Here is a 26,063-nt window from a genome sequence, read left to right on the forward strand (position 1 = left end):
AATAGTTTGTGAATTAGTTGTTCTGTTTTTCAAGTTGAGGAATTTTAATCAAGACCGCGAACAGGATGAAAAGAATCAGTCCTCCAGGCAATTGATTGATAGATTTTTGCACATAGGTAGCGATAATCAATGCATAAATAACGGCTAGAATCCCCGCCAAATAGGTGCGTAATTCGGGATCTTCCACCCGGTAAAAGTGCTTGATCCCCACCCGCATGGGTACAAAGTAAAAGATCAGGATCACAATCAAACCGATCCAACCTGTCTCCAAGGCGGTTTTCATGTAACCACTATCGATCACATAGGGGGCCAGGTAATGCCCCGGGTCATATTTTCTTCCTAAAATACCACTGCTGTCAATACCACCGCCCAGAGGATGTTCGTACACCAAAGGCTGGGCAAGGGCCCGCTTCATATCCCTTAAGTTGAGAGAGGCGTCTTCCGAACCGATAAAGGCAGTCCGTACTCGCTTGACCAACGGATTGTCAAAGGGCCCGAACATCAAGATGATGAAGCCCATCACGCCCATGGCGGTGAATAGTAGTGTTTTTTTATTATTGATGGTCATTAAGGTAAAAAGAACCAGGCCGGACGGAACCATGGCATAAGCGGTACGGGTACCGGAGTAGGCCATACCCAAGACAAAAAACAGGCTTAGAAGCCCCAGGCCCAATTTGGTTTTTTTTCGGAAGGGACCGGTCATCAACACCAGACTCATAACCAGGCTATTGGCCATCAACATTCCAAAGGAAGTAGGGTCGCTGAAGAACGAAACTTTCCGGTAAATGCCGTTGTGAATCAGGGGGTTGCGCCCGCCTTCCAAGGCAGTAATAAAATCGACCCAACGCTGTTCCATCGGCATAAAGCCAAACCACTCTTGGGTACAGCCGTACAGTGCACCCAGAAAAGCCATGACAAACCAAAACTTCAGAAAACTCCGGATGTTCTTTTTCTCTTTAAACAAATACAGCGCTACCAAATAGCTGATGTACAAAGCGGCTGTTCTTTTGATAAAATAAATATAACCGATCTTTGCCTGTAGATAGGGGTTAAAAAACTGCACCCCCACAAATAAGAGATAGACCAGCATAACATAGGTAATGGGATTTTTGACAAACTCCCAACTTTTGTCATTGTTGCGGTGCTGATCGATGAATATTCCCAACAAAATCAGGATCAATAGCAAATCCACGACCGAACCTAAGGGAAGGTCGATATTGTACATGGTCGCAAAGTACCGGATAAAATAATTACTGAAAAAGGCAAAAAAGAGACTTAAATAAAAAGCTACTTTTAAGTTGAGCAGGCAAAGCAATCCCACCGCTACGGAAAGGGATAATACAAACAAGCCCCCTCCTGCCAGTACACCCAGCTTGGCAGTCAATAAGCCGACTATTATGGCTACGACCGTCAGGATAAAATAACCGGCCGGAGTGTCAAACTGCTTGTATACAATATCGCTCCATAATTTTTTCCCCAATCCCATACTGTTGCGATTTCTGTTTTGTTCTTTTATGAATTATTAAGCTGGTAAAAATGCGTTTGTTCTTAGAAAAACATGATTTTCAGAAACAAAGCCACCATTGTCAGTGCAATAAAGCTCGTGACAATCATTTCCAATAATTTTTTATCACTCAGGCGGTTATCTTGCATTGCGTTCGTAATTTGTTTATGTCTAAATTTAATTCATCCCACCGGCCCTTCATTTCGTCCACCTTTATTTCTTCCACCTTCAATCCCTCAATCTTCAATCCTTTATTATTGATGGAGTAATTGATTTTCATACGTCACTTGCCGCACTATATCCGAAAATTGTTTGGCCCGGTTTTCCCAAGAATTTTCTTGAGCTATTTTACAGCGGGCTTTTACTTTTTGGGCGGTATCCTGTCGAATTTCATTTGCGACTGCCTGGCAAAACGCTTCCGGTGTTTCACAAATACTACTCACATGTTGAAATTCGTCCAAATGATCTGAAAACCGGCTCATGACCACCGGCTTTCCGGCCGCCAGGTATTCGTTTATTTTTAAGGGATAAATACTTTGTGTAAATGTGTTTCTGACAAACGGAATCAGACAAACATCAAACTCCGCAACCTTTTCCGGAAGTTTCGTATAATTGACCGGACCCGTAAATTCCACATTCTGAAAGGCCTGGAGTGGTTGAATGAGTTCAGGCTCCACAATGCGGCCGATAAAGCGGAATTGATAATCGGGGTATTGGCCAATCAATTGCCTTAACAATGTATAGTCGAGGCGGTCGTCAATACTGCCCACATAGCCAACTACTTTTTCCTTCTTTTCATGCGGGTCAGGGTCTTTACAATATTGATTGAATGCTTGATAATCCACTCCATTCGGAATGAGGTGGCAATTTTCGTTCAGCGACTTTTTGTTTTTTTGTAAAGCACCGGAGCTTGTAATCACCGCATCTACCTGCCGGATAAAATCTTTTTCCAGGGAAGGGCCGTGTTTTCCCGCCCATTGAGCCGCACTGATTTCATCATAGCAATAGTAAATATTTTTGGATTCCCCCAATTTACCCAATGAAAACAAGCCGTAAAAGGGGTTAAAGGCATTGAGCACCACCGGAGCATTCAGCCCTACGATATGGCTGGCATGCAGGATACTCTCCCGGATCAGGTAGGTATTAAAATGAATTCCCTTCCGGTAAAGGCGTGATGAGTTTACCCAATTGACTGGAAATACGGGTGGGGGAGTTAATACAAACACGTCCGAGCCATAGCCTGTGCTTAACTTCCGCAAACGCTTATTGATTCCGGTGATTCTTTTCCATGGCGCCTCTTTCTTGCCCAGGCTCCCCATTAGTACGTCTTTCCAGGTGTATTCGTAGTCAACGTAGAGCACCCGGTGGCGTTTGGCTAATTGTGAAATTAGTTGCACGGTACTCTTGGCATAGTTTCCCTCCCAAGTGGGGAAGGCTACACAAATGATGTCCGGGTATTCTTGCATAATTTAAACTAGTCTATTAAGGTGATTTTACAGATTGTAAAATAGCCTGTTGAAGATAATCCCTGCCCAAGTCAAAAGGCAGTTTGCTAAAATTGACTTGGGGCTAAATTATCACATTCCTATCTGAAGGTAAATTCTGTTAAGATTTGTTTTCAATTTAACTGAACTTAGCTGTTTGTAATGCCTGACAAACCCTCTTACTTTGCCTTCTGATTTTGGAAATGAGGCGATTTGATGCACCTTCCATCCTCCAACCTCTCATTCCTCCAATCTTTAACCTAGTGAACAGATGAAAGCATTACGCGAATCCTATTGGATCAAATCCGGACTTTTTTCTTCTTTTGAGAGAGCCTCCATTATGGGGTTTGGCTTTCTTACGTTTTTCTTATTAGTGCGAAGTCTGGAGAAAGAAACCATGGGAGTATGGGTGCTTTTTACCATGGTGACAGCTATTGTAGACCAGGTGCGAAACGGATTTATTAGAAATCCGTTGATCAAATTATTTATCACGGCATCCAAGCAAGAACAAAAAATCGTAGAGTCGGCCTCATTGCTCTTAAACGTACTGCTTTCCATCACGATAGCGGGTCTGTTGTATATGGGAGCCGGGGGGCTGAGTAGCATTTGGAAAGCTCCGGCATTGCCCCAGTTGTTTCAAATTTACATAGGTACTTCCCTGGCCATGGTCTGTTTCTCTCACCTGGAAGCGATGCAGCACGTACATATGTCGTTTAAAGGAGCTTCGTTTAGTCATTTTGTACAGAAAGGGACTTTTTTCATCTATGTGTTATATTGTTTTCTCGGCAAAGAAACCATTGAGTTGTCCACGTTGGCTTATGCGCAGTTGGTAAGTATCGTATTGGGCAGCCTGGTTTCCTGGTTGTTTGCCCACCCTTATCTGTCTTATTCCTTTAGAGTGCAAAGCACATGGCTCAAACAGTTGTTTCACTATGGGAAATATACTTTTGGCACCAATATCGGTTCCATGTTCATGCGGAATATTGATGGCTGGATGTTGGGGGGCTTGTTAAGTCCGGCTGCAGTACCTATTTACAATACTGCCATCCGCATTACCAACCTTTTTGAAGTGCCCACAACTTCCCTGGCCAATGTGGCTTTTCCAAAGGCCGTAGAAAAAATCAAACAAGAGGGGCTAAGTGCTGCCAAAACCATGTATGAAAAGTCGGTAGGGTATATCCTGGCCATGGTACTTCCTTTTGTGTTGATTTCCTCACTATTTGCCAAACAGATCATTTTATTGACAGCGGGAAGGGAATACCTGGAAGCCGTTCCTATTTTGCAAGTGACGCTCTTTACCGGGTTGGTTATTCCTTTTAACCGGCAGTTTGGGGTGATCTTGGATGCCATCGGCAAGGCGCGGGTCAACATGCTGTTTGTGTTGGGGGATGCTTTGGTCAATACGGCCCTGAACTATTATTTGATCGGCCAATGGGGAATTTTGGGTGCCGCACTGGCGACCTTATCCACCTTTACGTTAAGTTGGATGATCCGGCAAGTGTATTTACAAAAATATTTGAAAATCAATATCTTAAATTGCATGCGATACGGAAGAGAGTGCTATCGGTTTGCCCTGAAATTGTTGCAGCAAAAGACCTTAGCGGCAAAGTAGGGAAAGCGTTAAAATTCTGTTAAATGAATTTTTGACAATCAGTGTTCTGTATTTTTGCCTTTTCCTTCAGGAGGTGCTGAAGGATTGGTCTGACAATCCCCGAATCAAAGATTGTCTTTCTGGAAAAAAATTACAATAAGCAGATGCGGGTCCTTTTCATTACCATATTGTCTCTTGTACTGATCACTTCTTCCTCCTGTGCGATGAAGCGGTATCTGGTGGAGCAATTTCAGATGCACAAATCCGTATTGGTAAAATCTTTTCCTGTTCCCGGAACGACCAGTTCCTCTGATCATTCTAAGGAAACAGCCCAATCTTCTTGCACAAGCCAATCGGGTGACATCACAACCGGAATGTATCTTCAAACAATTTTTAAGGTGCTCAATTTCAAGCTCCCATGGGGATGGATGGCTTCTTTTATGTTTGCCTCTTGGGGACTGTTGGGATGTTGGGAACTCCGTAAAGTCCGGCTTTTCTATCGCTCGCAACGTCCTCCTCTTTCTCCCGTTCCTATATACTTGAAGTTGGGGCAGTTACTCCTCTATCATTAATCACGCTTACCTTTTTGGTCTCGTCAAAGAGAGTTATATCCTTAGGAGCGAGTTGCCTAATGGTCATAAATCCGCTTTCTCACATGCCTTCCATACCGGTACCTGTTTGTATATATTATCAATTCGAATACAGATTAGGTTTGGGAAAAAGGAGAGCCCGGCATATTTTTAGCCACGAGGCTTAGTGAAGTTGAGAAAGTGACAATAAGCGTTTTATTAATGAATAAATTTGGTAAAGAGATGAAAAAAAATAAAATATTTTCGTGGGTATTTATTGGTTTGATTGTAGGAATCGCAGCATATTTAAGTGCCTTTCAAAGCAATCCTGTTGCTCCGGATGCCGCGAACCAGTCAGATGCGGAACTGGTAGATGCAGAAGGCAATGCCGTGAATTTTGAGGATTTTAAAGGAAAAGTCGTTTTTGTCAATAATTGGGCGAGTTGGTGTCCTCCTTGTGTGGCAGAGATGCCTTCCATTCAAAAACTGCGAGAAACCTTTACTGAAGACGAACTGTCGTTTGTAATGGTTTCCTTTGACCGCAACCCGCAAGTCGGCTTGAAGTTTATGGAGCGCAAAGGCTTTGACTTGCCGGTGTATTTTCCGGGTAGGAAATTTCCCGATAAGTTTGTCACGGACGGCATTCCAGCCACATTTGTATTGAGTCCTCAAGGGGAAGTCCTTTTTACCCATGTGGGCATGACTGATTATGCATCCAGTTCGTTTATCAAAAAAGTGGAGCGCTGGTTAGGAAAATAAAGAACAAGACGCTACCCGGCCCAATGAGTTCAAGTGATTCGATACCTGGCTCATTGGGTTTCATTTTTCAAAAAATTAATATAGTTTGTTAACAGGGACTCAATGTATTCCCGGGCCACAGGATTGGCCGAATGAACTTTAAACCGGAGGGCTTGGAGGTCCAAGCCGCTTTCATAAACCAGCCACTTGCTGGCGGCATATCCATCCGGCAACAGGTTGCCTTCTTCGTCCTCCCCCAAATCATTGTCAAAACTGATGAATGCCGGAAGGCCCTTTTGCCGGATGCAGTTTACAAACTCCTCATAAGTCCGCACAACTACAAAATCTTTTTCGCTAAGGTGGGGATAGACCATCTGTACGGTTCTCAAATCATCTAAAAACAAATGATATTTCATCATTTAAATATACCCTCAAATGCGAAAAGCGCGAAGTTTAAGTTGGAAATAACATATGTTTTGCCTAATCCACCCTGCCGGACGTTTTGAAATCTGACGCGACAGGGCATTCAATGTTGTTTTAGAATTTCCGGTAGTTTTCCCGGTTTCGAACAACAAGGAATATCAATCAAATTGCTTTTGTATTTCCTGCAACTTGTCAATCAATTCATTGATGTGTGCTTCTTGCTTTTTTATGATTTTGGGCCGGAAGTAAAACCAATTGAGTGCAAGCCAAAAAACGGTCATCCCATAGGCCGTAATCACTGCGCTCAGGCTCATCAGGGAGGTGTATTCGTACATATACAGTAGTATTCCCGAAGAGAGCAGCATAAAATACAGGGAGGTCATTTGCCGGTGAAGGAAGGCTTGTTTTTTTTTCAGTTTCAGCATCTTTTGCAAATACACATGGCTGTTTATTTCCGAGTAGTTGGAAAGCAGGAGTGGAATCCATTGGTTGTACACGGTTAAGAATAAGAGCATACTGCTCACCATCAACATTATTCCGATTTTCGAACTTAGTAGCTCAGGTTGAAAATAATTCCATACATATATCAGAAAGGCAGAAGTCAACAGTAATGCGGCATTGGCAAAAATGATTTTTCTAAGGTGTTTCTTTTGGAAGCTTTGGGCCTTCTTCAAAATTCCCTTCGCATCGGGAATGGCAGTTTGTTGCCTATTCCACAGTTCTTTCAGATGTATATTCTCTTTCATTGTGTTTAAATTTCTTGGATAATTTGTCTTTAATCCGGTGAATTCTCACCCGTATATTGCCTTCGCTCATACCCAGTATATTGGCAATATCGGCCTGTTTTACCTCTTCTAATTCCAAAGAAATGATAAGCCGGTCGGTTTCCGGTAATTCCGAAATGCACTTGTACAAATAGGCGATCTCGGCATCTTTGTCGGACAAGTGTGCCTCGGGGAGCTCTTTGGGTAATTTGGTTTTGGGTATCCGCTGGTCTCTTTCGATTTGGCGCAAACAATGGTTGGAAGCAATCCGGAAAATCCATGTGCCTACGGATGATTCGGCCTTGAATTTTGGCAACTGTTGCCATACGGTGATGAATACTTCTTGTGCCAAGTCCTTGGCCCAGTCATGCTGATTGACATACCCCATACACAAGCGGAAGACTTTTTGCCAATAGAGTTGATAGAGTTCTTCAAAAGTCATTTGTTTAGTTTTGTTTGATAAATTCAGTCAATTGCTTGGTATACCATTTTATGTCATCATACATAATAAAGTGGAGCCCTTTGTCGGCATAGTGCAAGTCAGCCGTTTTGAGAAGTTTGTATTGCGCTTGAATGGCTGGTTGGATGGTGGCAAAACGGGCTTCTAACAGGATCAATGAGGGACATTGGATGGAGGAAATTTTCTCTCTTAAATCCGTATTGGCAAAGTCACAATACATCTTTGCAAATGTGTTCCGGTCAGAGGTTATCGACCATTGTACAATTTGTTGATGCCTGGATGTATCCGCTACCATATATTTAATCATTTGTTGTTGCATCTGATAGAATTGTTCATCCGGGATGGAGGTAAATTGAGAGACGAGGGGTTCACAATTTACTTCCGGGTTTGCTACAAACGATGCGTTTTGCAAAGCGGAAAGACATGGCAAGGCATCTATCACGACAATTTTAGCAATTAAATCGGGATGGTCGGCAGCCAGGGCCATGGCCAATACTCCTCCCATACTATGCCCGATAAGGATGGCTTGACCCAGGCTTTCTTGCCGGACATAGTCTGCCAGGCCTGTTTTCCACTTGTCAAACGTAGGATCGTGTTGAGGGGGAACTCCGGCAAAACCGGCCATGGTAAGGCTATGACAAGTATACACATCATCAAACAATGCAATGGTCTCTTTCCAAACTTGTCCTGAACAGGCAAATCCCGGGATGAAAATGAGAGCTTGGGTTCCCGTTCCCGAAATTTCCACCTCAAAGGGGTAGGGAGTGGATTGACCATATGTTTTGCAAGTAGAAAGGATAAAAAGAGTAAAGACAAGAAAAGCAAACTGTTTCATATTCGGTTTTTTAATTAGTTTGCCCTTTAGAGTCAGGATATTTCAAAATGTTACAAGGGAAGGAAAAAAAATGATTCTTAAACCGAGAAAATGAAAAGGACAAAATACGGCTGATTGAGAGAAATGAAAATTAGCCGGTCAGATCGCCCATGTACAACTCGGGTTTGCGCGATGGTTATGAAGGTTGTACTCGTTTATGCCTATGGTGATCCCAATGTCCTTAGTTATTTTTATTTATCGTTGATTTATGGTATCTTTTTTATTTTCGATTTCGTCAAACCGTAACGTATTTACATGTTTGTCCACCTGAACCACTTCAAAATATTTTGGGATTAAACCTGAAATGTCTACCGATTCCAAGTACTCATTGATGATCTCTTTATCAATCTGCACTTTTCCATGCCCAGCCCAGTGTATGTTTTGTCCGTTTCGCTTTACCCCGGAAACCCAATACTCTTCATGGGTTTCCATATTGTAGTAGTTGCTTGTAATCCCTGGCGATTTCAACTTTTTTAAGGCTTTGTTATTGAAATATATGGTTTGTCCGGATTTTGAAAATTCGACCTGGGCAATCCAAGCAGGGCCATCATCCGAAAAACCCGATTTTAACTCAGAAGTGAATTAACCTTTTTCTTTTTCCTAAAAAATGTTTCAAAAAGGCCTCCTCTGTGTTACTTTTTTCAACAATAGCTTTGGCTATTCTCTTCAAAAAGTGCCTTGATGAGCCGGTTTTGATTCCATCTTCGATCAAAAACGATACGTTTAACCCACTTTTCAATGTATTTGATTTGTTTTTTCATCTTGCAAAGTATGAAATTTAAACCTACTCTAAATGTAGACACAAAAAGCGGTATCCGTTTGCTAAGATACCGCTTTTGATATGTAAAAAATATATGATAAAAAGAGGTAGTGATGGTTGGTTTAAGATGAAAGGAAGAAAGGATTGAAGATTCCGGAAATTATACTTACTTGTATTAACCGGTTTTTCATTTCAAGCTTTCGCCATTCCGCCCCCTTCACCAAATGCCGGTTTTATGCCTCTAATTAATTTCAATTAAAAATTGCTCTTTAGGAGTTCTGACCTTTTTAAGGTTTACCAACCAATCGTTGGCTTCATCCCGGTAACCTAAGGCCAATACCACAGCACTTTTCAACCCTTTTTCCTTCAAGCCCAGAATTTCATCATAGGCATCCGGTACGAATCCTTCAATGGGAGTAGCATCTACTTTTTGCTCTGCTGCCGCTGCAATGGCCATTCCGAAAGAAATATAAGCTTGTTTGGCTGAGTGGTTGGTTTGCCATTCTTTCCCCAAGGGCTCATAGTGGGCAAGTAGATTGTTTTTGTAGTCATCCATGGTGTTGCCCGGTAAACCCCGCTCGGCCAAAGTTCTGTCAAATACTTCATCCACCCGCTCTTGGGTATAGCCATTCCAAGAGGCAAATACCAACAGATGAGAGACATCATCGAATAACCTTTCATTCATCATCGAAGCCGGTTTGAGCTTTTCAATAACTTCTCTGTTTTTGATTACCAGAATAGTGTAAGGCTGTAGGCCGGACGAAGAAGGAGCCAGGCGGGCTGCTTCAAGAATATAATCCAACTTCTCCTGTGGAACGGTGTTCCCGTTCATTTTCTTCGTGGCATACCGCCAATTTAAATTATCTAATAAACTCATCGTTTTATCTTTATTTTTGTGCTAAATTATAAATAGTCGCTATATATTAGTAACCACTATACAAAAAATACTAGTATACTTTTGTATAGCATGTGAAAACGGAAGAATTATGGACAAATCCTCAGAACTGGAACAAGTGAAAAAATGCTGCGGGCATTTTATCCTTGCGGTCAATGATACCTTAAATGTGATCAATGGCAAGTGGAAATTACCGATCATCAGCTCTTTGATTTATGGAAAAAAACGATTCAAAGAGTTGGAAAGAGACATTGCCAAAATAACTCCCCGGATGCTTTCCAAAGAGCTGAAAGAATTGGAATTGAACGGGATTGTAAAGCGGACGGTCTATGATACCATTCCGGTGAAAGTGGAATATGAACTGACATCCTCTGGCAAATCCTTGAAAAAAGTGCTGGAAGTGATGGTGGAATGGGGACTGGAACACCGGGAAAACATTATCGGAAAGTAAAGCATTGTAGAGTGGTAAGTACAGTATACCATGATGGTCTTTTTAAAAAGTAAATTTTTACTTGTAAAGTGTATTGTACTTCGAAAGAGCCGTGAAATAGAAACCGTTCGCCAGTAAACGTGATAAAAGCAACTTGCCGGTTATTTGGAAATAAAGAGCTTGCTTTAGTTGTGTTGATTTGATCCCCGGATGCAGGGATATTTGAGATTCACTTTTCATAGGGACGGCTTCTTACTTATTGTCATTTATCTTTGAGGTATCACCGTACCCGTTTGGGAAGATTTTTTGTTGGAAGAAGAATATTTTTTTCATCTTTGGGTGATTAAGGTTTTTTTAACACTGAAGTGATTTAAACTTTTGAAACTGGACCTTCTTGAAAAGTTGCTTTAGGGGTTAATCTCTGTCTACTTCATAGAAAAAACAATTCATAAAAAGTCGAAAAGCGGGAGCGTTTTTCAAGATCAAAAACACAATTAAATTCTTATAAATCAACTAACTACAATTAAAATACAATAATTAGTTTAAATCACTTCACTAAAATACTTTCAAATATATTGAGAGGGGAAGAGGCGGTCTAAAAAACTGATATATAGCCATGAAGGCACTAAGATTCATAGAGGAATTATACATTAAATATTTGTGCCTTAGAGTCTTCGTGGTATCTTATGTTTTTTGACAGCCTCTTTGTAAAATTAAATCACAACGTAAATAGCTTACGATGTGAAGATATTATTTTGTCTTTAACAAATAAGTGTAGTGGGGAAATGCGATGAGGAGAAATTACATTATTGAACTAGATACACCTAAACCTATGAAAGTCAATTATTCTGTCAAGCAGATGGGGAAAAAACATCCTCTGATCACAACCCGGTCCATTGAGATTGAAGAAATAGGGGAGAGTCCTCTTTTAAAAGTGTTGATTGAAGCGGTAGTGCGGCAACAAGTGAAGGCGTACAATGAGCGGAAAGCAGAAAAAACCTTAGTGGATTATTTAAAACCTTCGGATATCAACGAGCAAAAAGAACAGGGGAAAGTGGGGTTTGGAGATTTCGAAAACGATAACCAGGCGGACGAAGAGAAAGCCATTGCCACCGCCTTACAAGCCTTTGAAGACGGTATTTTTTGCGTGTTTGTGGATGAAGAACAAGTGGGCTCGCTTCAGGATACGGTAACCCTCCAACCGGAAAGTATTTTGTATTTCATCCGCCTTACTTTTTTATCGGGTAGCATCTGGTAAAGGATTGAGGGGTTGAAGGAACGAAGGATTGAAGGATCGAAGGAAAGACGAAGGGTTATAAAATTTCATCTATCGTTCCCCGTGATAACAAGGAAAATGCGAGCGAGGAACCGGATGGTGAATGTAAGTCGTCCCGGTTTTAGCATATAAATGAACATTCCTATCTCATCATATTTACTTTTTAGACATAATGGACATACAAGAATATCTCAAATCAAAAAAGAAAAGTCAAGACTGGCTTACTGATTTTCACCAATATCTGTATGAAATTCACACCGGTGCCAAAGTCGATGAAAATATTTCCAAATACACGGCCAGTTTGGTATTGATGTTTCTGAATGCCTATCCTAATTACCGGGAAGGAAACACCGATTATTGGTCGTACAGGGATGGAGTGAGCGTAAATTCAAAGCGGATGAGTGCTTTTGCGGGATTTGGGGACCTCACGGATTTTTGGAATGAGAAGAACTATCCGGCTTTGGTACTCATGTTTGGTGAGGAACTGGCCCCCTATGTGAAAAAAGCCTGGGACAAAATTCCCTCTTTACCGTATCAGCAGGGCTATAGCAGGCGCTCGTTCCGGAGTAGTCAATTGAGTGCGGTGTATTTTACCCGTCAACTCAATATGATCATCAATTTGTATGTGGGTTTGGATTACGAGCTGAGTATGGAAGAGTATGTCCTTTACGACCATGCGATGTATTATCGCAGTGATTTCTCATTGATATGGGCAGTTGCTTTGGAGGAAAAAGACGAAAAGCTTTTCCAATTGATGTCAGATATTGTGTACAACCGTCATCCTACAGCCAAAGTGAGCCGTAGAATTATCAAAGCCTTTTTATTGAGTGAGCGGGAAGATGCCTGGAAAGCCATTGAGGATTTGTTGCTTTCTGCTCAACGGCAGGAAGGCTTGCGGCAAAGTATCCTGGAGCAACTGGATGAAACGTCTATTGGAGCCATGATCCATTTTATCAAAGTGATTTTGGAACATAACCTGAGCCGTTTTTCTTCGGTGGTAAGGGCTCTGGATACCTGGGCAGGATTGGGCTGGGAAGCCGAAAAGGAATCTACCATTAAGCGGCATTTGCAATTAGGCTTGCGCTTTTTGGAACAGCCGGAAGAAGCCGGGAAGGCAGTGACGGAAAGTAAAGACAATGTTGAAATTTATATGGCCTTGTGGGCCTTGGGGGTGCGGGATGTAAAGGATTGCCTGCCTTTTATGGAAAAACTGATGTTGGAAGGCACCTTGGAAAAGCGCTGTCTGGTACTCTATTTTACCTATCAAATGGAACTGCCCGGGCCCAGCAAGTGGATGATCATAAAGGGCCTGGAAGCGGAAGACAAAACCATGAAATCGCTTCATTGGATTAAAAGCCTGATCCATTCGGGGAGCGGCATTGGCATTACCGTATCAAGTGTCCTTTCCCGGGAAAACAAAGTGTTTATTTTGCAAAAACTGGAAGAAAAACTGGCTCTTATTCCCAAAAATGGAAAGACCTTCAGCGGATCACCCTTCAGTTGGCTTTCAATAGAGCTCACGCAAGACGCGATTTATAATACGATCTTTAGCTTGGTAAGCACTAAGTACCGGGAAGATACCGATTTACTCCTGCGTCACTTTTCCGATATGAGTGTGCATCACCGGGAACGGGTAACCCTAATGTTATTGCCGGATTTTTACTATGCCAGCAAAGCCGAAAAATTGCCCAAGGACTACCGGTTAGGGAAATTTGAAAGGGATTTTGCCCTGAGCATTTTGAAAGATAAATCTTTTTCGGTGAAAGAAGCGGCCATTAATGCCTTGAAGTTTGCCGACATGGACGAAGAGGAGTTTGTCGTCTTTGAAGACTTGTTGAAGAGTAAAAGTTCTGAGATCCGGAAAAGCATTATCTCTTTTATCTTGAAAAAAGAAATGCCTCTGTTAAAAACCAGTACGGGGCGTTTGTTGAAAGCGGGCAATCAAGAGCAGCGTTTGGCCGGGCTGGATATTCTCAACCAATTACAGAAGAGAGAGGAATACCAAGAGTGGACCCAGCAGAAAGCCCGGGAGTTCAAAGAAAGCCGGAAGGTAACGGTGAAAGAACAAATTCTGATCGACAACCTCATGCAAGAGGAGTCTATCTTGCATAAATACACTGCTGAAAACGGCTATGGGCTGTTTAATCCCGCATTCAAAAGAAGCCTGCAAAGCCCAACGGTACCTACTTCGGGAGAATATGTAGACCGTACAAAACAACAAGCGTTCGGTTTAAGCAAGTCGCCCGAATATGTCAACCGGGAATTGCAGAAGCTTTTTGCATTGTTGGATCAACACCAGGACTATGAATACACGGTAGAGCATTGGGATAATGAACAGGAGACAGTCTTACTGGGAAACCGCTTTACCGGATTCAAGTTGGATGAGTCGGAAATGACCCCGGAGGAGAAATTTTACAACTATCCTTTGGCCGATGTCTGGAAAAAATGGATGGACGATTCAGGACTGGAACCGGTAGATTTGTTTATTGTAAATTATGCTATTGAAATAGCACTCATATACAACAAAATCAAATTGGATTTTCCTTTGTTCAATGGCTTGATAGACCGTTTGGTATTTAGGATAGAGATCGCAAAGGATGAACGGCGTTTGTGGAATTATGTGAATAAAATCTTTCAAAACCTAAGGAATATTTATCCTTATAAAGAGGAAGAAGCCTTTTTGGAAGGTTTGATGCAAACGGTTTTGGCCAACATCCCCCAAGAAGAAATGTACTTGGTCAAGTCCTCCGAAAACCGTTGGTCACAACAAAACTATACCTGGAGGGATGTGGATAGTTTTGAACATTTGTACAATGAGTATCAGAGTCCCGAAGAAATGAACGAGCAATCGTTTATTAACTTTTGGCACCTGGAGTATTGGCGAAATAATAGCCTGCCCGAAGGCTATAAGGTAGAATCATACCAGTCTTCTATACATAGTTTTTGCCGGGCTTATGCTTTGGGCCTCATTACTTACGATGAATTGATGCATCGTATTTTACAACCCCGTGCCATCAACGAATTGAGTACCCCCTTTAAGAAAAGACGGTCTAACAAAGAAGATCTTAATAAGCAGTTTCCTTTCCTGAAAGAAATCATGGAAAAATGCAGCACCAGGCTCTTGGAAGTGGAGTTGGTACGGGGAGACTCGGCAACTTCGGTGACACTGATGGCACAAAACCTAAAGAGAATTTGGGGGATGGACTATTTTGTCAAGTTATTGTTAGGTTTGGGAAAAGATACCTTACACCGGGGCTATGTATATGGTGGAAACTATACGGCTTACGATAAAAAGATGGTATTTAGCTCTTTGTTGCGGGTTTGCTATCCCTTGGAATCGGAAAGCCAGGAAGATTTTACCCAAAAAATCAAAGCGGCAAAGCTCACGGACAAGCGCCTGATAGAAGCGGCTCTTTACGCACCTCAATGGCTACCTTTTGTAGGAAATTACCTGGGATGGAACGGCCTGGACAGTGCGGTTTGGTGGTTACACGCCCATACCAACGACCGCCACGATGCGGAGACCGAAACAGAAATTGCCCGTTATTCCAAGGTGGATATTGCTGCGTTTAAAGATGGCGCGGTGGATACGAATTGGTTTAGCGCTACTTTCAAAGAATTGGGAAAAGAGAAGTGGAAAATGGTGTACGATGCGGCCAAGTACATTACTGATGGTACCGGACACAAACGGGCACAGTTGTATTCGGACGTAATATTGGGTAACACCAAGATCCGGGAGGTGACCAAAAGGGTGAAAGACAAGCGAAACCAGGATTATCTACGGGTATTCGGCTTAGTGCCCTTAAGTAAAAAGACCCCGGATAAAGATTTGCTACAACGCTACCAATACTTGCAACAATTTAAGAAAGAAAGCAAACAGTTTGGCTCGCAAAGGCAGGCCAGTGAAGGGTTAGCCGTAAAAGTTGCTATGGAAAACCTGGCCCGCACGGCAGGTTATGACGATCCGATGCGATTGACATGGGTGATGGAAACGGCCGAAGCACAACAAATTATGCAACAAGCCGAAACCCTGACCTTTGATAAGGTGGAAATCTCTTTGAAGGTGAATGGGCAAGGCAAACCGGAAATTCATACCTTCAAAGACGGCAAACCGTTAAAGAGTATACCGGCCAAATTGCGGAATGACAAGGCCGTCAAAGAATTGAGGGACTATCAAAAAGTACTTAAAAATCAATATAGCCGTACCTTTAAAAGTCTGGAAGAAGCCATGGTGAATGGCGATGCCTTTACCAACTCGGAAATCAACAGCTTGATGACCCATCCGGTGGTCCGGCCTATGCTGGAAAAACTGGTATTGAAGAGTGGGGAAGCCTTGGGCTTTTGGCAGGAAGGTGTCTTGGTAGACTCCGGTGGAAGTCGCCAGAGTTTAAATGAACATGTGCATATCGCTCACTGTACGGATTTGTATGCTTCCGGAAAGTGGAGTGATTTTCAGCGGTATTGTTTTGAAAAGGAGTTGAAACAACCCTTCAAACAGGTATTCAGAGAGCTGTATCTACCTACGGAAGACGAGCTGGCTGCAAAGTCAGTATCGAAGCGTTATGACGGGCATCAGGTGCAACCGAAGAAAACCGTGGCCCTACTGAAAGGCAGGGGCTGGACGGTAGATTACGAAGAGGGCTTGCAAAAAGTCTTTCACAAAGAAGGCTATATTGCCAAAATGTACGCCATGGCCGATTGGTTCTCTCCGGCTGATGTGGAAAGTCCCACTTTGGAAACCGTGCAGTTTATCAACCGGAAAACCTGGAAGAATGTGCCTTTTGAAGAGGTGGATGCCCGTATCTTTAGTGAAATCATGCGGGATGTGGACCTGGTGGTGAGTGTGGCCCATGTCGGGGATGTGGATCCGGAAGCCAGTCATTCTACGGTAGAGATGCGCGGTGTGTTGGTACGGGAAACCGCCCGGATGTTCAAGCTCAAGAATGTGGAGGTGAAAGGCAATCACGTGCATATCGAGGGAACGACAGGCGAATACTCCGTGCACTTGGGTAGTGCGGTGGTTCACCAGAAGCCGGGAAGGTATATTTCCATCCTGCCGGTACATTCCCAGCATCGTGGCAGGCTGTTCCTGCCCTTTGTCGATGACGATCCGAAATCGGCCGAATTAATGTCCAAAGTGTTGCTATTGGCCAAAGACCAGGAAATTCAAGATCCGACCATTCTCAGCCAATTAAAAATGCATTGATGCATAAAAAACAAGCTTACCCAAAGCTCCGGAGCATAAACTCTCCGGGGCTTTTTTATTTATTTCAGTCCTGTTTTGAAACATTTTTTAGGAAAAAGAAAAAGTTTAATTCACTTCAATATAGCAGACATGAAAGAAAGGGATGTAGCGAATAAGTTTTGGAGGTTATACTTATTGGATATTTTATAGGAATAAGTATATTTAGGGGTGGTTATAAAAAAATTATGTCTGGCTTTAAGTCTTAGAGAGAGCGTATAAAAGCCTTTTGCTCATTGATGTGTTTGTTTAACCTTTCAAGTTTTTTACTGCATAAAAATAGTGAGCATTTTACATAGTCAACTATATTAGTTTAATAAAGGAAAGGACAAGAGTTTCATCCATCCACCCAAAAAAATATGCATAAATCGTTCTTTACAGTATTGGTCTTAACATTGATATCATTTTTATCGTATGGACAAGTACATTTTGAGAAAATAGACTCCATTAAAAACCTTGAAATAACATCAAGGTATTTAGGAGAAAAAAGAGCGATAGAAATATACCTTCCCCCTAGTTATCCGGGATTAGAAACAAAAAAATATCCTGTGATGTACCTCATGGACGGTCAAGAATATTTTCTACATCCGGTTGCCTACCAAAGGATGTTACGGTTTAAAGATAAATCGCCTGAGTTTATCGTTGTAGGTATCAATTCCGATCGAAAGAAGAGAAGAAAGCTATATCATCAGGATGCCAGTAGGTTCATCGACTTTTTAAAGAAGGAACTCATTCCGTTGATCGATGAAAAGTATAGAACTTTAGCAGAAAAAGAACGCATATACTTTGGTTGGGAAATGGCGGGAGGCTTAGGCTTAGAGATTTTTGCCAACCATCCAAACCTATTCAGCGCCTTCTTTATGGCGAGTCCGACACATTTTACAGAAGACAGAATTGCGGCTTTAGATCATAGCCTAGCAAGAAATCGCTTGCCTAGGCCTTATCTCTATTTTTCAAAAGCACCGGAAGAAATCTATATCGAAAAATCATTACGTAAAGTTGATAGTGTTCTCAAAATGCGTAATGAAAAGAATACGTTTTGGAAAATTGATGATTTACCGGATGAAGACCATTATACGACTCCCCTTAAAACAATAAATAATGGCTTAAGAGACTATTTCCAAGATTACAACAGCTTGCGTTTTTACAGCCTGAAAGAATTTGACGACTTTGGAGATCTGGACAGCATAAAGGAATACTATCGTCATAGAGGAAACCGTTATGGAATTTCTTCAGACGTTCATAGAACTACCCAACATTTTCTGCTGCTCAATGCTATGGCGGAGAAAAAGTTTGAACGCTTTGAAGAATATGCCCACGAATTTAGAGAGTACTTGTTAAACCCAATCCTGGAAATTTGGGCGGTTAAGTTTGGAAATTACTTTGTTGAAAATAACAAGGATAAAGAAGCGATGCCTATTTATGAATCCGGTTTGGCTAAATTTCCCGAATCACCGGCAATTCATAATGCCTTAGGCACCTTTTACAAAAACAAAGGAAACAAGAAAAAAGCAAGAAGGCACTACAAACTGGCAATTGAGTATGCAGAAAAAAAGAAAGATGTGAAACTAGAGCAATATAAAACTGATTTTGAAAATTTATAAATCAGTGTTAACATTGAGTATAGAGCATCTTCAAAAAAGATACTCTACATCTTACCGCAACTTGTGTAAACAATGAGTCCTCTTAGTGAGGGCCAGGTTCGGTTTGGTCAGAAATAAGTATAAAACCTACTAAAAAAACTCTTGCCCGATTCCCGATTGGCATGATCCGTTTTTTAGCAGCTTCCCAGAGTGCAAGGAAATAAACAAGTAACCAAAATGCCGTATGGCCAACCGAAAAGGGAGAAAGGATAAAAGTTTGGGATAGGCTCCAACAGTTTGAAACAACCACCGAAACATTCATGAAAAAACCAATTTTAACGTTTGTTATACTTCTACATTTTTTTTGTGCGAATGCACAGGAAAACAAGATTGACCAAAATAAAATCAAAGAAGATTTAAATAAAATCATAAGTGATTTATCACAGAATTACGCCTATCTACAAGAAAAAAACGTTGACTTGGATTGCATTCGAGAATACTACCAGGGGCAAATTCCAAATATTAAAACAGAAGCACAAACGGTACTTTTCTTCGAGTACCTATTGGACGAATTTTATGATAGTCATTTGATTTTAAATACCAACAGAAAATCATCGTTCCGTCTTTTCTCACCAATTCATGCAACCATTGAAAACGGAAAACTACTTATTTCAAATGTATGGCAAACTCAAATTGAAAACCTTGAGCAAAATTTAATTGGGGCGGAATTATTGAAAATAAACGGAATTGATTTTGACAAGGCGGTTGAGAAATTTCCTACCCATTGCAATGACAAAAACGCTCAAAAAGTTAGAGAATGGATTGTCAACAAAATTTTGGCGGGTCGTTACGACCAACCGAGAATTTTAACATTAAACCTAGCTAATAATAAAACCATTGAATATGATTTGGACAAACTAAAAATCAGACAGCCTCTTGAGCTTATCACATCACGCATAGAAAACGGAGTAGGAATCATGAGGATCAACAATTCATTAGGAAATAATAATTTAATTAAAGCATTTGATCAATCCCTTGACCAATTAGAAAACACTAAAGGGTTGATCATTGATTTGAGAAATACCGTAGACGGGGGGAATTCGTATGTTGCACGTGGGATTATGAGCCGGTTTATCAATGAACCAGTCCCATATCAAAAACATTGGACAACCGAACACTATGATGGGAATCCGGAGGTGGACAGAGTTTGGGTTGAATATGTAAATCCAAGAAAAAACCAATATAAAAAACCAGTAGTCATTTTGGTAGGTCGATGGACAGGAAGTATGGGAGAGGGGCTTGCAATTGGCTTTGAAGGAATGGGAAGAGCGCAAGTAGTTGGTACGGAAATGGAGCGGTTGGCAGGTGAAATGAGCGGATTTTCATTCAAAAATCAGGGATTTGGGTACCGGCTTTCAACAGCAAAACTTTTTCATATGAATGGAACGCCAAGAGAAGAATATGTTCCGGCAAATTATGTAGCACAAACGATGATAGAAAAAGACCAGACTCTCGAAAAAGGACTTGAACTCATTCACAAAATTGCGGAATAACAACTACGTAGAACAGCCTGTATAAAAATAACGGCATAAGGATGTACGACAGCGAAAATGAATGAAGGGCTGTGTTAAGCCGAACCGTTGGTCTGTAAGATTCCCGGATTTTTCTGGAAAAGCCAGTGATTTTTTTGTACCTTCATTGCCGGAATAGGTCTTTGAATTTTGCTGAGTCGGCTCTTGTTTTGAGCCTTCAAATACATTCGATAAAACCAAATAAGTACATTGATGTTTATCCGGGTTTTCGATTTATGTCGCTTACAAAATGAAGAGGCGAAAATTTATAAGCATGGGGGCAGGGATGTCATCCATCGCTACAATAGGTATGGCTTGTGGTAAATCTCCGGAAGGTAAAACAACACTCAAAACACCGCTCTGCGATTTGTTGGGTATCGAATATCCCATCATACAAGCGGGCATGGGAGACGTGGCAGGACCCGAACTGGTAGCCGCGGTGTCCAATGCCGGAGGCTTGGGGATCTTGTCCGGTACCCTCCTCGAAAAAAAAGTTTTGCAAGGCCATATTCAAAAAATAAGAAGCCTGACCGAACGTCCTTTCGGAGTCAATCTCATTTTACAGAAAGACCTTTTCCCTCCTGCTCAATTTGACATACCGGACGAAACTGTTCGCAAGGTTCAAACGACCTTGAATCAATTCCGGAAAGATCTTGGGCTGGAACCCTCCTTTGCAAAACCACCGCAACTTCCGGACTTATTGGCACAGGATTTTGAAGTCATTCTGGAAGAAAACGTGCCCGTATGGAGTGTTGGCTTGGGTAATCCGCCTCAAGAGATGGTAGACCGCTGTAAGAAAAAAGGTATCAAAGTAATGGTGATGGTTTCTACCCTGGAAGATGCCTTGTCGGTGGCGCAATCCGGTCCCGACCTCATTGTGGCCCAGGGCAGTGAGGCAGGAGGACACCGCTCCACCTGGGAGAAAAAAGCGACCAATGAGCATGCGGCTATCGGAACGCTTCCTTTGCTTACCCAAATCGTCGGGAATCTCCAGATTCCTGTCATAGCCGCTGGAGGAATTGTGAATGGAAAGGGTATTTTGGCCGCTTTAAGTTTAGGAGCTCAAGGAGTCTTGATGGGCACACGGTTTATCGCCACACAAGAATCCATGGCTCCGGAATTTTACAAAAAGAAGATTCTGGAAGAAAGCGGTGACCATACCACCGTTACGGATGTTTTTACCGGAATGTATGCCCGGGTACTTCGTAATACCTTTACGGAAGGATACCGTTTGTCCGGGGCCCCGGTATTGCCTCCCGGTAGCCAGTACATTGCGACCCGTGATGTGGTAAATGCTTCGGAACTTCAAGAAAAAAGTGAATATTACAACCTCTACGCAGGCCAAGGCGTGGGGGAAATTAAAGAAATCCTTTCGGTAAAAGAGGTGTTGGACAGACTGATCGAAGAGACACTTTTTGCCTATGAGCAATTGGTCCTTAGGATGAATAAAGAAGGGAAATAAGGCTTTTGCATTACGGCAGGCAGGTTAGTATCTATTGCTATTTTTGAATTGACTATTCAAAATAGAAGTAAAAAGGGCGTTCCGGGAAAAGTTTACAGGAAAGGTGACCTTTTGTAAATATTCTGACAACCCGCTTAAATAAATGGAAATACGAAATCTGAAAAATGTTGTATTAGAAAAACTTGTCGCTTGTTTGCTAGGTGCTTTTCCCGTTGAGAAACTCAACGAATCGTATAAGAATAATATTTGCCAAAAAGCTAAGGGAAAAACAGAAAGCTCCGTAGCCTCATAATCCGAGGCTACGGAGCTTTTCAAATCATTTTGGACAGTGGTAATTTATCCATTCGGTTTATTTTTACCAAACAGCATAAGGTGGTATTTCAAAAGATAAACCATTTGCAATTTTACCATAGGCAATTTCCGAAGCGCCACCGGTTATTTTTACCCGCATGATTCCTCCTACGGCTTCATTTGCGGACGAGTTCATCCAGTACAAATGCGTTCCGGTTTGATTAACTCTTAGATCGGTAACGTTATTTTTATAATTACTGTTGACATCTATTTCTGAAACCGTCGAATTGTTAAGAGACGCTAAATAGAATACGCCTTTTTCCGAGTTCGTATCGCCTACCAGGTAAATGGAGTTGGATACGGTGATTGCTTTCGGTACAAAATTGCTGTCGAAATCGCTCTCATCAAACATTACTTCAGCCTTAGCACTTGCTATACTGTATCGCATGATTCTGTACTTCCCGGATTTCTGCTCTGATTCTATCCAGTAGAAGGCGTCACCCCCTTCCAGGCTTTCAAAATCAATAATGTTTACGACATCCCCGGATACACTTTTTTGGTAGATGACGGTGGCATCTTCCGGATTACCAGTGGTATTATCCGAATGCAAGAGATGAACAGCTCCCGTATTCGAACGGCCGGCGATGTAATGTCCGTTAGCATTACTTTCTAAAAACAACAAGTCATCCACTTGGCCGTGCGGCACATAAGCGACAGTAGCTTCATCATTTATCCCTGTTGTACTATTTACTTGAAATGCGTATTGGTTATTATTATTCAATGCTTTAAAGAAATACAAAATAGGGTTCGGGTAAAAATTCACGTCTATATCAGCCGAATTTCCGTTTTGAGCGGATAGACCGTTGCGTATTAATTCTACTTGTAAGTCGGATGAATTTGAGTTATATCCGGCTTTATATAAAGAGAACAGTGAGTTGTCTAAGACGCTGTAGTATACCTCCGGCACACCGGTAACGGGTCCGCTTCCATCCTGGTACTCGATTTCAAGAGCCGGCCAATAGTCTTCGTTTTCACTATCGGAAGAATAAAAAGAAACATGTGCATTGTCCGTGTCATTTCCGGTGTCAAGCGACAGACCAAAACCATAGTGGGCCTGTGCATTGACAAACTGATCATTGAGGAGGCTCGTCACATCTATTTCAAACAGTTCTTGATCTTTGAGTGAGTCCGTGGCAAACAATTTTATCGTTTTTTGTTCGGAAGCGGGGCGGTTCGAATAACTCAGTGTATTTTCATCCCAATCATCCAACAGCGTTGAAATTAATAAACTATAAGGTTTATTGCTTGGGTCGGGTGTTCCCTTGACGACTAACTTCAGTTTAGCGGATTTGACTTCTTGTTCAATTTTGGTCAGCGTATTAAATTTGATGTGAATCTCTTTTTGATTATCGGTAGGCCCAGAATTATTAGTGATGGTAAGTACTTCTATTGTACCGGGGTCCAGCTGAGAAATAAAATCAAGTTCTTGAGCAAAAGTAAAACCATCTTCAATTTCATTTTCTTTTGCCGGTGGTGGGGTCGGGTCGTCACAATCATGTTCATCAACACAACTGAAACAGAAACTGATTAACAATGCGGAAGTCAGGATTAATAGTAAACGGTTCATTATATCTGTTTTTAAAATTTCTATTATAAAATGCTTTATGGATAGTCAGTATTCAATGCATAGAGGGTACCATATTGATCGAATACATACCTAGGGCTCGTTTAAAATTCTATCTTTAGGCCTATTATTTTATGCTCATAAAAACAAAACTTCATGTGTTTAAGCCTTTTGCCCAGTAGATGACAAAACCCTTAAAACGTTCCCGGATTTTTTGGAAAAAAATTATCCGATCAAAAATATAATGCTGTATACAATTGATTATCAAGTTCTTGCGAATTGCAAAAAAATATAAATTTTTTATTATCTGCTTTTCCCTTGAAAAAAATTCCCCATTGAAAAAATTATTTCATTTATCTTTGGTCGTAATTTAGGTTAAGGTGTAGATTATTTTGCCATTAGCTTTCCTACCTGGCTAAATGAAAGAAATGGAAGAAAATGAACTAATTAAAGCTTGTATTAAAAATGACCGCACTGCATATACTCAGCTTTTCAATAGGTATGCTCCCAAGATGTTGATGGTGTGTTCACGGTACATGAGTGATGAAGACGAGGCAAAGGATGTACTTCAAAACGGCTTTATTAAAGTTTTTAAGTCACTCAAAAGTTTCAAATTTAAAGGATCTTTCGAAGGCTGGCTCAAAAGGATCATGGTCAATGAAGCGCTCGGAGCTTTGCGTCAGAAAAAAAAATTGATCTTCGACAATAATTCCTTCCACGAAAATATGGAGGTGGCAGAGGAGAATGAAGAACTGCCGGCGTATGACTTTACCCAAGAGGAATTATTGCATGCTCTGAAAACATTACCGGAAGCATATAAAGCGGTATTTAACTTATATTGTTTTGAAAAGTACTCACACAAAGAGATTGCTTCAGTACTGTCAATCAAGATAGAAACATCCAGATCCAGGCTATTAAGAGCCCGGAAGCTACTCAAAGAACAACTGTTTGATTTGGCCACCCAAAAAAGTAAATTGAATGAAAATGGATGAAAAGATAGATGATATTTTCTTTCGAGGTCTTGAAGGGAAACATATTGAGAAGCCGGCAAGTTATTGGGAAGGTATTAACCAGAACGTACTGGAAAATAGCATACCGAAGCCTTGGTGGAGTTCAATGAATCCCTACTTGGTGGCGAGTGTACTATTGGCTATCATTGCGGTTATAATTTGGGGAGTTACTGAGTTCAGCGAAAATACATCTCAAGAAAACCCGAATAACCCTGTAGAAAAAAATGCCGGTGACACACTGGGGATCAGCCCGGATTCGGTACCGGTACAAAAAAACAGTACGGATACCTTAGGAGAGAAAGCCACTGAAGAAGACGTAAAACGAGCGGTAGTTTTACCTGAAAATCCTAAACCACCGGAAGAGAATTTTATTCCTGAAGAGTCAATTCCGGTAGAGAACACGTTGACGAATTCCAAACCGGACACAAATCAGGTCAATATGATAGAACGGAGTGATTCGCTGTTGGTAGAGATAAACCAAGCGAAAGATAGCCTGACACGTTCCCAACCGGATAATAGCTTGAATACCTCGGAACCGGTGAACGATTCCGTATCGATAGAAAATAAAATCAAGTCTGACTCGGTCATGAACAAAAGACCCGTCCAGGTTATCATTATTCAGGATACCATTATCGTGACAGACACTGTTAAAGTAGAATCTAAGAAGAAATAATGCTGTATAGAGTACTCATTGGTTTACTCATTTTATTGACTTGCCAAAAGGTATTAGGACAAGAAAAAGATAGTGTTTTTATCAGAAACGACACTACGTATATCATCAAAAAAACTGTTGTAGTAACCAAAAAAGTATATGTGGAAGACCCTGAAGAGCCTCCTGTTAAGAAGGTGAAAAAAAGCACGGCCGTCTTCCTTATGCCCTATGTCCAAACTTCCTACTCGCTGGATTATATCTCGGTTTGCAAACTCAAACGGAATGTTTATGATCAGATTGACGGGGCAACCACTCCTCAATTGAACTATACATTGGGAGGGGAAATGGTACTGAGAAAAAACAAGTTTCTGTTTGCAATCGACATTGGCTATACCTTGTTTCGTGAAAAATTCACAAGCTCCGGAATCGAGTCCTCCAACAAACAACAAGTTTTAACGGCTTCCGTTGATTTCGGCTATTTGCTCATGAGTTATGAAAAATCTCTGGACATCTTCCTGAGGGTTGGTGCCGGATATATGTACACGCTGAGTTACAGTGGAAATACATTTGACCCCGGCAATCCCTCCAACGTAATTTCTCTTCAATCGCAAAATACTTTTGACAAATCGTCTGTCATTGCCAATGGAAAACTGTTAGGGGTTTATCATTTCAATGAGCAGTTGGCATTTGTCTTTGGCCCTACTTATTCTACCAATCTTCTTTCCATCACCCAAAAGGATATTTTTTATGATAAGTGGAGGAATAATGTCGGTTTTATGCTAGGTCTAAGTATCGAATTAGGGAAAAAATAATTCAGGCCAGGTTTAAATTCTTTGGACTGTAAAGGGCAGTGTGTATTG

Annotated in this window: 21 protein-coding genes; 12 read left to right on the forward strand and 9 right to left on the reverse strand. The window is 41.4% G+C overall.

The features are described from left to right. Positions 1 to 13 precede the first annotated feature (13 nt). Together AAG747_RS26920 and AAG747_RS26925 are read right to left on the reverse strand one after the other, a co-directional pair. Positions 14 to 1,486 (reverse strand): O-antigen ligase family protein, encoded by a 1,473-nt coding sequence (locus AAG747_RS26920; RefSeq protein WP_346824359.1) that lies wholly within the window; start codon positions 1,484 to 1,486, stop codon positions 14 to 16. Between the two features lie 272 nt (positions 1,487 to 1,758). Continuing rightward, positions 1,759 to 2,970: a glycosyltransferase gene (locus AAG747_RS26925; protein WP_346824360.1), complete on the reverse strand. Its 1,212-nt coding sequence runs from the start codon at positions 2,968 to 2,970 to the stop codon at positions 1,759 to 1,761. A 289-nt stretch (positions 2,971 to 3,259) separates the two neighbouring features. Here AAG747_RS26925 and AAG747_RS26930 point away from each other — a divergent pair, with 289 nt between their 5' ends. The 3 genes from AAG747_RS26930 (at position 3,260) to AAG747_RS26940 (ending at position 5,907) form a co-directional block, all read left to right on the forward strand. After that, on the forward strand, positions 3,260 to 4,600 hold the full coding sequence (locus AAG747_RS26930; protein ID WP_346824361.1) for a flippase: 1,341 nt from the start codon (positions 3,260 to 3,262) through the stop codon (positions 4,598 to 4,600). Positions 4,601 to 4,743: 143 nt separating this feature from the next. Beyond that, positions 4,744 to 5,151, forward strand: coding sequence for a hypothetical protein (locus tag AAG747_RS26935; RefSeq protein WP_346824362.1), 408 nt, complete (start codon positions 4,744 to 4,746; stop codon positions 5,149 to 5,151). A gap of 240 nt (positions 5,152 to 5,391) precedes the next feature. Next, on the forward strand, positions 5,392 to 5,907 hold the full coding sequence (locus AAG747_RS26940; RefSeq protein ID WP_346824363.1) for a TlpA family protein disulfide reductase: 516 nt from the start codon (positions 5,392 to 5,394) through the stop codon (positions 5,905 to 5,907). A gap of 50 nt (positions 5,908 to 5,957) precedes the next feature. Here AAG747_RS26940 and AAG747_RS26945 read toward each other — a convergent pair whose 3' ends face one another. From AAG747_RS26945 to AAG747_RS26970, 6 genes are all read right to left on the reverse strand, one after another. Then, positions 5,958 to 6,305 carry a cyclic-phosphate processing receiver domain-containing protein gene (locus AAG747_RS26945; RefSeq protein WP_346824364.1) on the reverse strand — a complete coding sequence of 116 codons (348 nt, stop codon included), beginning with the start codon at positions 6,303 to 6,305 and terminating at the stop codon, positions 5,958 to 5,960. A gap of 162 nt (positions 6,306 to 6,467) precedes the next feature. Next, positions 6,468 to 7,055 (reverse strand): hypothetical protein, encoded by a 588-nt coding sequence (locus AAG747_RS26950; RefSeq protein WP_346824365.1) that lies wholly within the window; start codon positions 7,053 to 7,055, stop codon positions 6,468 to 6,470. Beyond that, the gene (locus AAG747_RS26955; RefSeq protein WP_346824366.1) at positions 7,018 to 7,515 is read right to left on the reverse strand and encodes an RNA polymerase sigma factor; all 498 of its coding nucleotides are present in this window, start codon (positions 7,513 to 7,515) and stop codon (positions 7,018 to 7,020) included. The genes AAG747_RS26950 and AAG747_RS26955 overlap by 38 nt, the downstream gene beginning before the upstream one ends. A gap of 4 nt (positions 7,516 to 7,519) precedes the next feature. Then, complete coding sequence (locus AAG747_RS26960) at positions 7,520 to 8,368, reverse strand: alpha/beta fold hydrolase (RefSeq protein WP_346824367.1); 849 nt, start codon at positions 8,366 to 8,368, stop codon at positions 7,520 to 7,522. A 234-nt stretch (positions 8,369 to 8,602) separates the two neighbouring features. After that, on the reverse strand, positions 8,603 to 8,839 hold the full coding sequence (locus tag AAG747_RS26965) for a hypothetical protein (RefSeq protein ID WP_346824368.1): 237 nt from the start codon (positions 8,837 to 8,839) through the stop codon (positions 8,603 to 8,605). 569 nt (positions 8,840 to 9,408) lie between these two features. Continuing rightward, positions 9,409 to 10,044 carry an NAD(P)H-dependent oxidoreductase gene (locus AAG747_RS26970; protein WP_346824369.1) on the reverse strand — a complete coding sequence of 212 codons (636 nt, stop codon included), beginning with the start codon at positions 10,042 to 10,044 and terminating at the stop codon, positions 9,409 to 9,411. A gap of 109 nt (positions 10,045 to 10,153) precedes the next feature. Here AAG747_RS26970 and AAG747_RS26975 point away from each other — a divergent pair, with 109 nt between their 5' ends. The 6 genes from AAG747_RS26975 to AAG747_RS27000 all read left to right on the forward strand — a co-directional run bounded on the left by AAG747_RS26975 (position 10,154) and on the right by AAG747_RS27000 (position 21,626). Further along, the gene (locus AAG747_RS26975; protein ID WP_346824370.1) at positions 10,154 to 10,513 is read left to right on the forward strand and encodes a winged helix-turn-helix transcriptional regulator; all 360 of its coding nucleotides are present in this window, start codon (positions 10,154 to 10,156) and stop codon (positions 10,511 to 10,513) included. 811 nt (positions 10,514 to 11,324) lie between these two features. Then, positions 11,325 to 11,750, forward strand: a complete 426-nt coding sequence (locus AAG747_RS26980) for a hypothetical protein (protein ID WP_346824371.1) — start codon at positions 11,325 to 11,327, stop codon at positions 11,748 to 11,750. 190 nt (positions 11,751 to 11,940) lie between these two features. Continuing rightward, positions 11,941 to 16,974 carry a DUF4132 domain-containing protein gene (locus tag AAG747_RS26985; RefSeq protein WP_346824372.1) on the forward strand — a complete coding sequence of 1,678 codons (5,034 nt, stop codon included), beginning with the start codon at positions 11,941 to 11,943 and terminating at the stop codon, positions 16,972 to 16,974. A 395-nt stretch (positions 16,975 to 17,369) separates the two neighbouring features. Further along, positions 17,370 to 18,614, forward strand: coding sequence for an alpha/beta hydrolase (locus AAG747_RS26990; RefSeq protein ID WP_346824373.1), 1,245 nt, complete (start codon positions 17,370 to 17,372; stop codon positions 18,612 to 18,614). A 299-nt stretch (positions 18,615 to 18,913) separates the two neighbouring features. After that, complete coding sequence (locus AAG747_RS26995) at positions 18,914 to 20,146, forward strand: S41 family peptidase (protein ID WP_346824374.1); 1,233 nt, start codon at positions 18,914 to 18,916, stop codon at positions 20,144 to 20,146. Positions 20,147 to 20,414: 268 nt separating this feature from the next. Then, the gene (locus AAG747_RS27000; protein WP_346824375.1) at positions 20,415 to 21,626 is read left to right on the forward strand and encodes an NAD(P)H-dependent flavin oxidoreductase; all 1,212 of its coding nucleotides are present in this window, start codon (positions 20,415 to 20,417) and stop codon (positions 21,624 to 21,626) included. A 355-nt stretch (positions 21,627 to 21,981) separates the two neighbouring features. Here the strand turns inward: AAG747_RS27000 and AAG747_RS27005 are convergent, their stop codons facing one another. Continuing rightward, complete coding sequence (locus AAG747_RS27005; protein ID WP_346824376.1) at positions 21,982 to 23,544, reverse strand: DNRLRE domain-containing protein; 1,563 nt, start codon at positions 23,542 to 23,544, stop codon at positions 21,982 to 21,984. Between the two features lie 416 nt (positions 23,545 to 23,960). Here AAG747_RS27005 and AAG747_RS27010 point away from each other — a divergent pair, with 416 nt between their 5' ends. From AAG747_RS27010 to AAG747_RS27020, 3 genes are read left to right on the forward strand one after another with little or no spacing between them, the layout of a single operon-like run. Further along, complete coding sequence (locus AAG747_RS27010) at positions 23,961 to 24,533, forward strand: RNA polymerase sigma factor (RefSeq protein ID WP_346824377.1); 573 nt, start codon at positions 23,961 to 23,963, stop codon at positions 24,531 to 24,533. Further along, positions 24,526 to 25,224: a hypothetical protein gene (locus tag AAG747_RS27015; protein ID WP_346824378.1), complete on the forward strand. Its 699-nt coding sequence runs from the start codon at positions 24,526 to 24,528 to the stop codon at positions 25,222 to 25,224. Before AAG747_RS27010 ends, AAG747_RS27015 begins: the two co-directional genes overlap by 8 nt. Continuing rightward, complete coding sequence (locus AAG747_RS27020; protein WP_346824379.1) at positions 25,224 to 26,015, forward strand: hypothetical protein; 792 nt, start codon at positions 25,224 to 25,226, stop codon at positions 26,013 to 26,015. Before AAG747_RS27015 ends, AAG747_RS27020 begins: the two co-directional genes overlap by 1 nt. The last annotated feature ends 48 nt before the right edge of the window (positions 26,016 to 26,063 follow it).

Origin of the sequence: Rapidithrix thailandica (assembly GCF_039710355.1) — a bacterium.
Lineage (GTDB): Bacteria > Bacteroidota > Bacteroidia > Cytophagales > Flammeovirgaceae > Rapidithrix > Rapidithrix thailandica.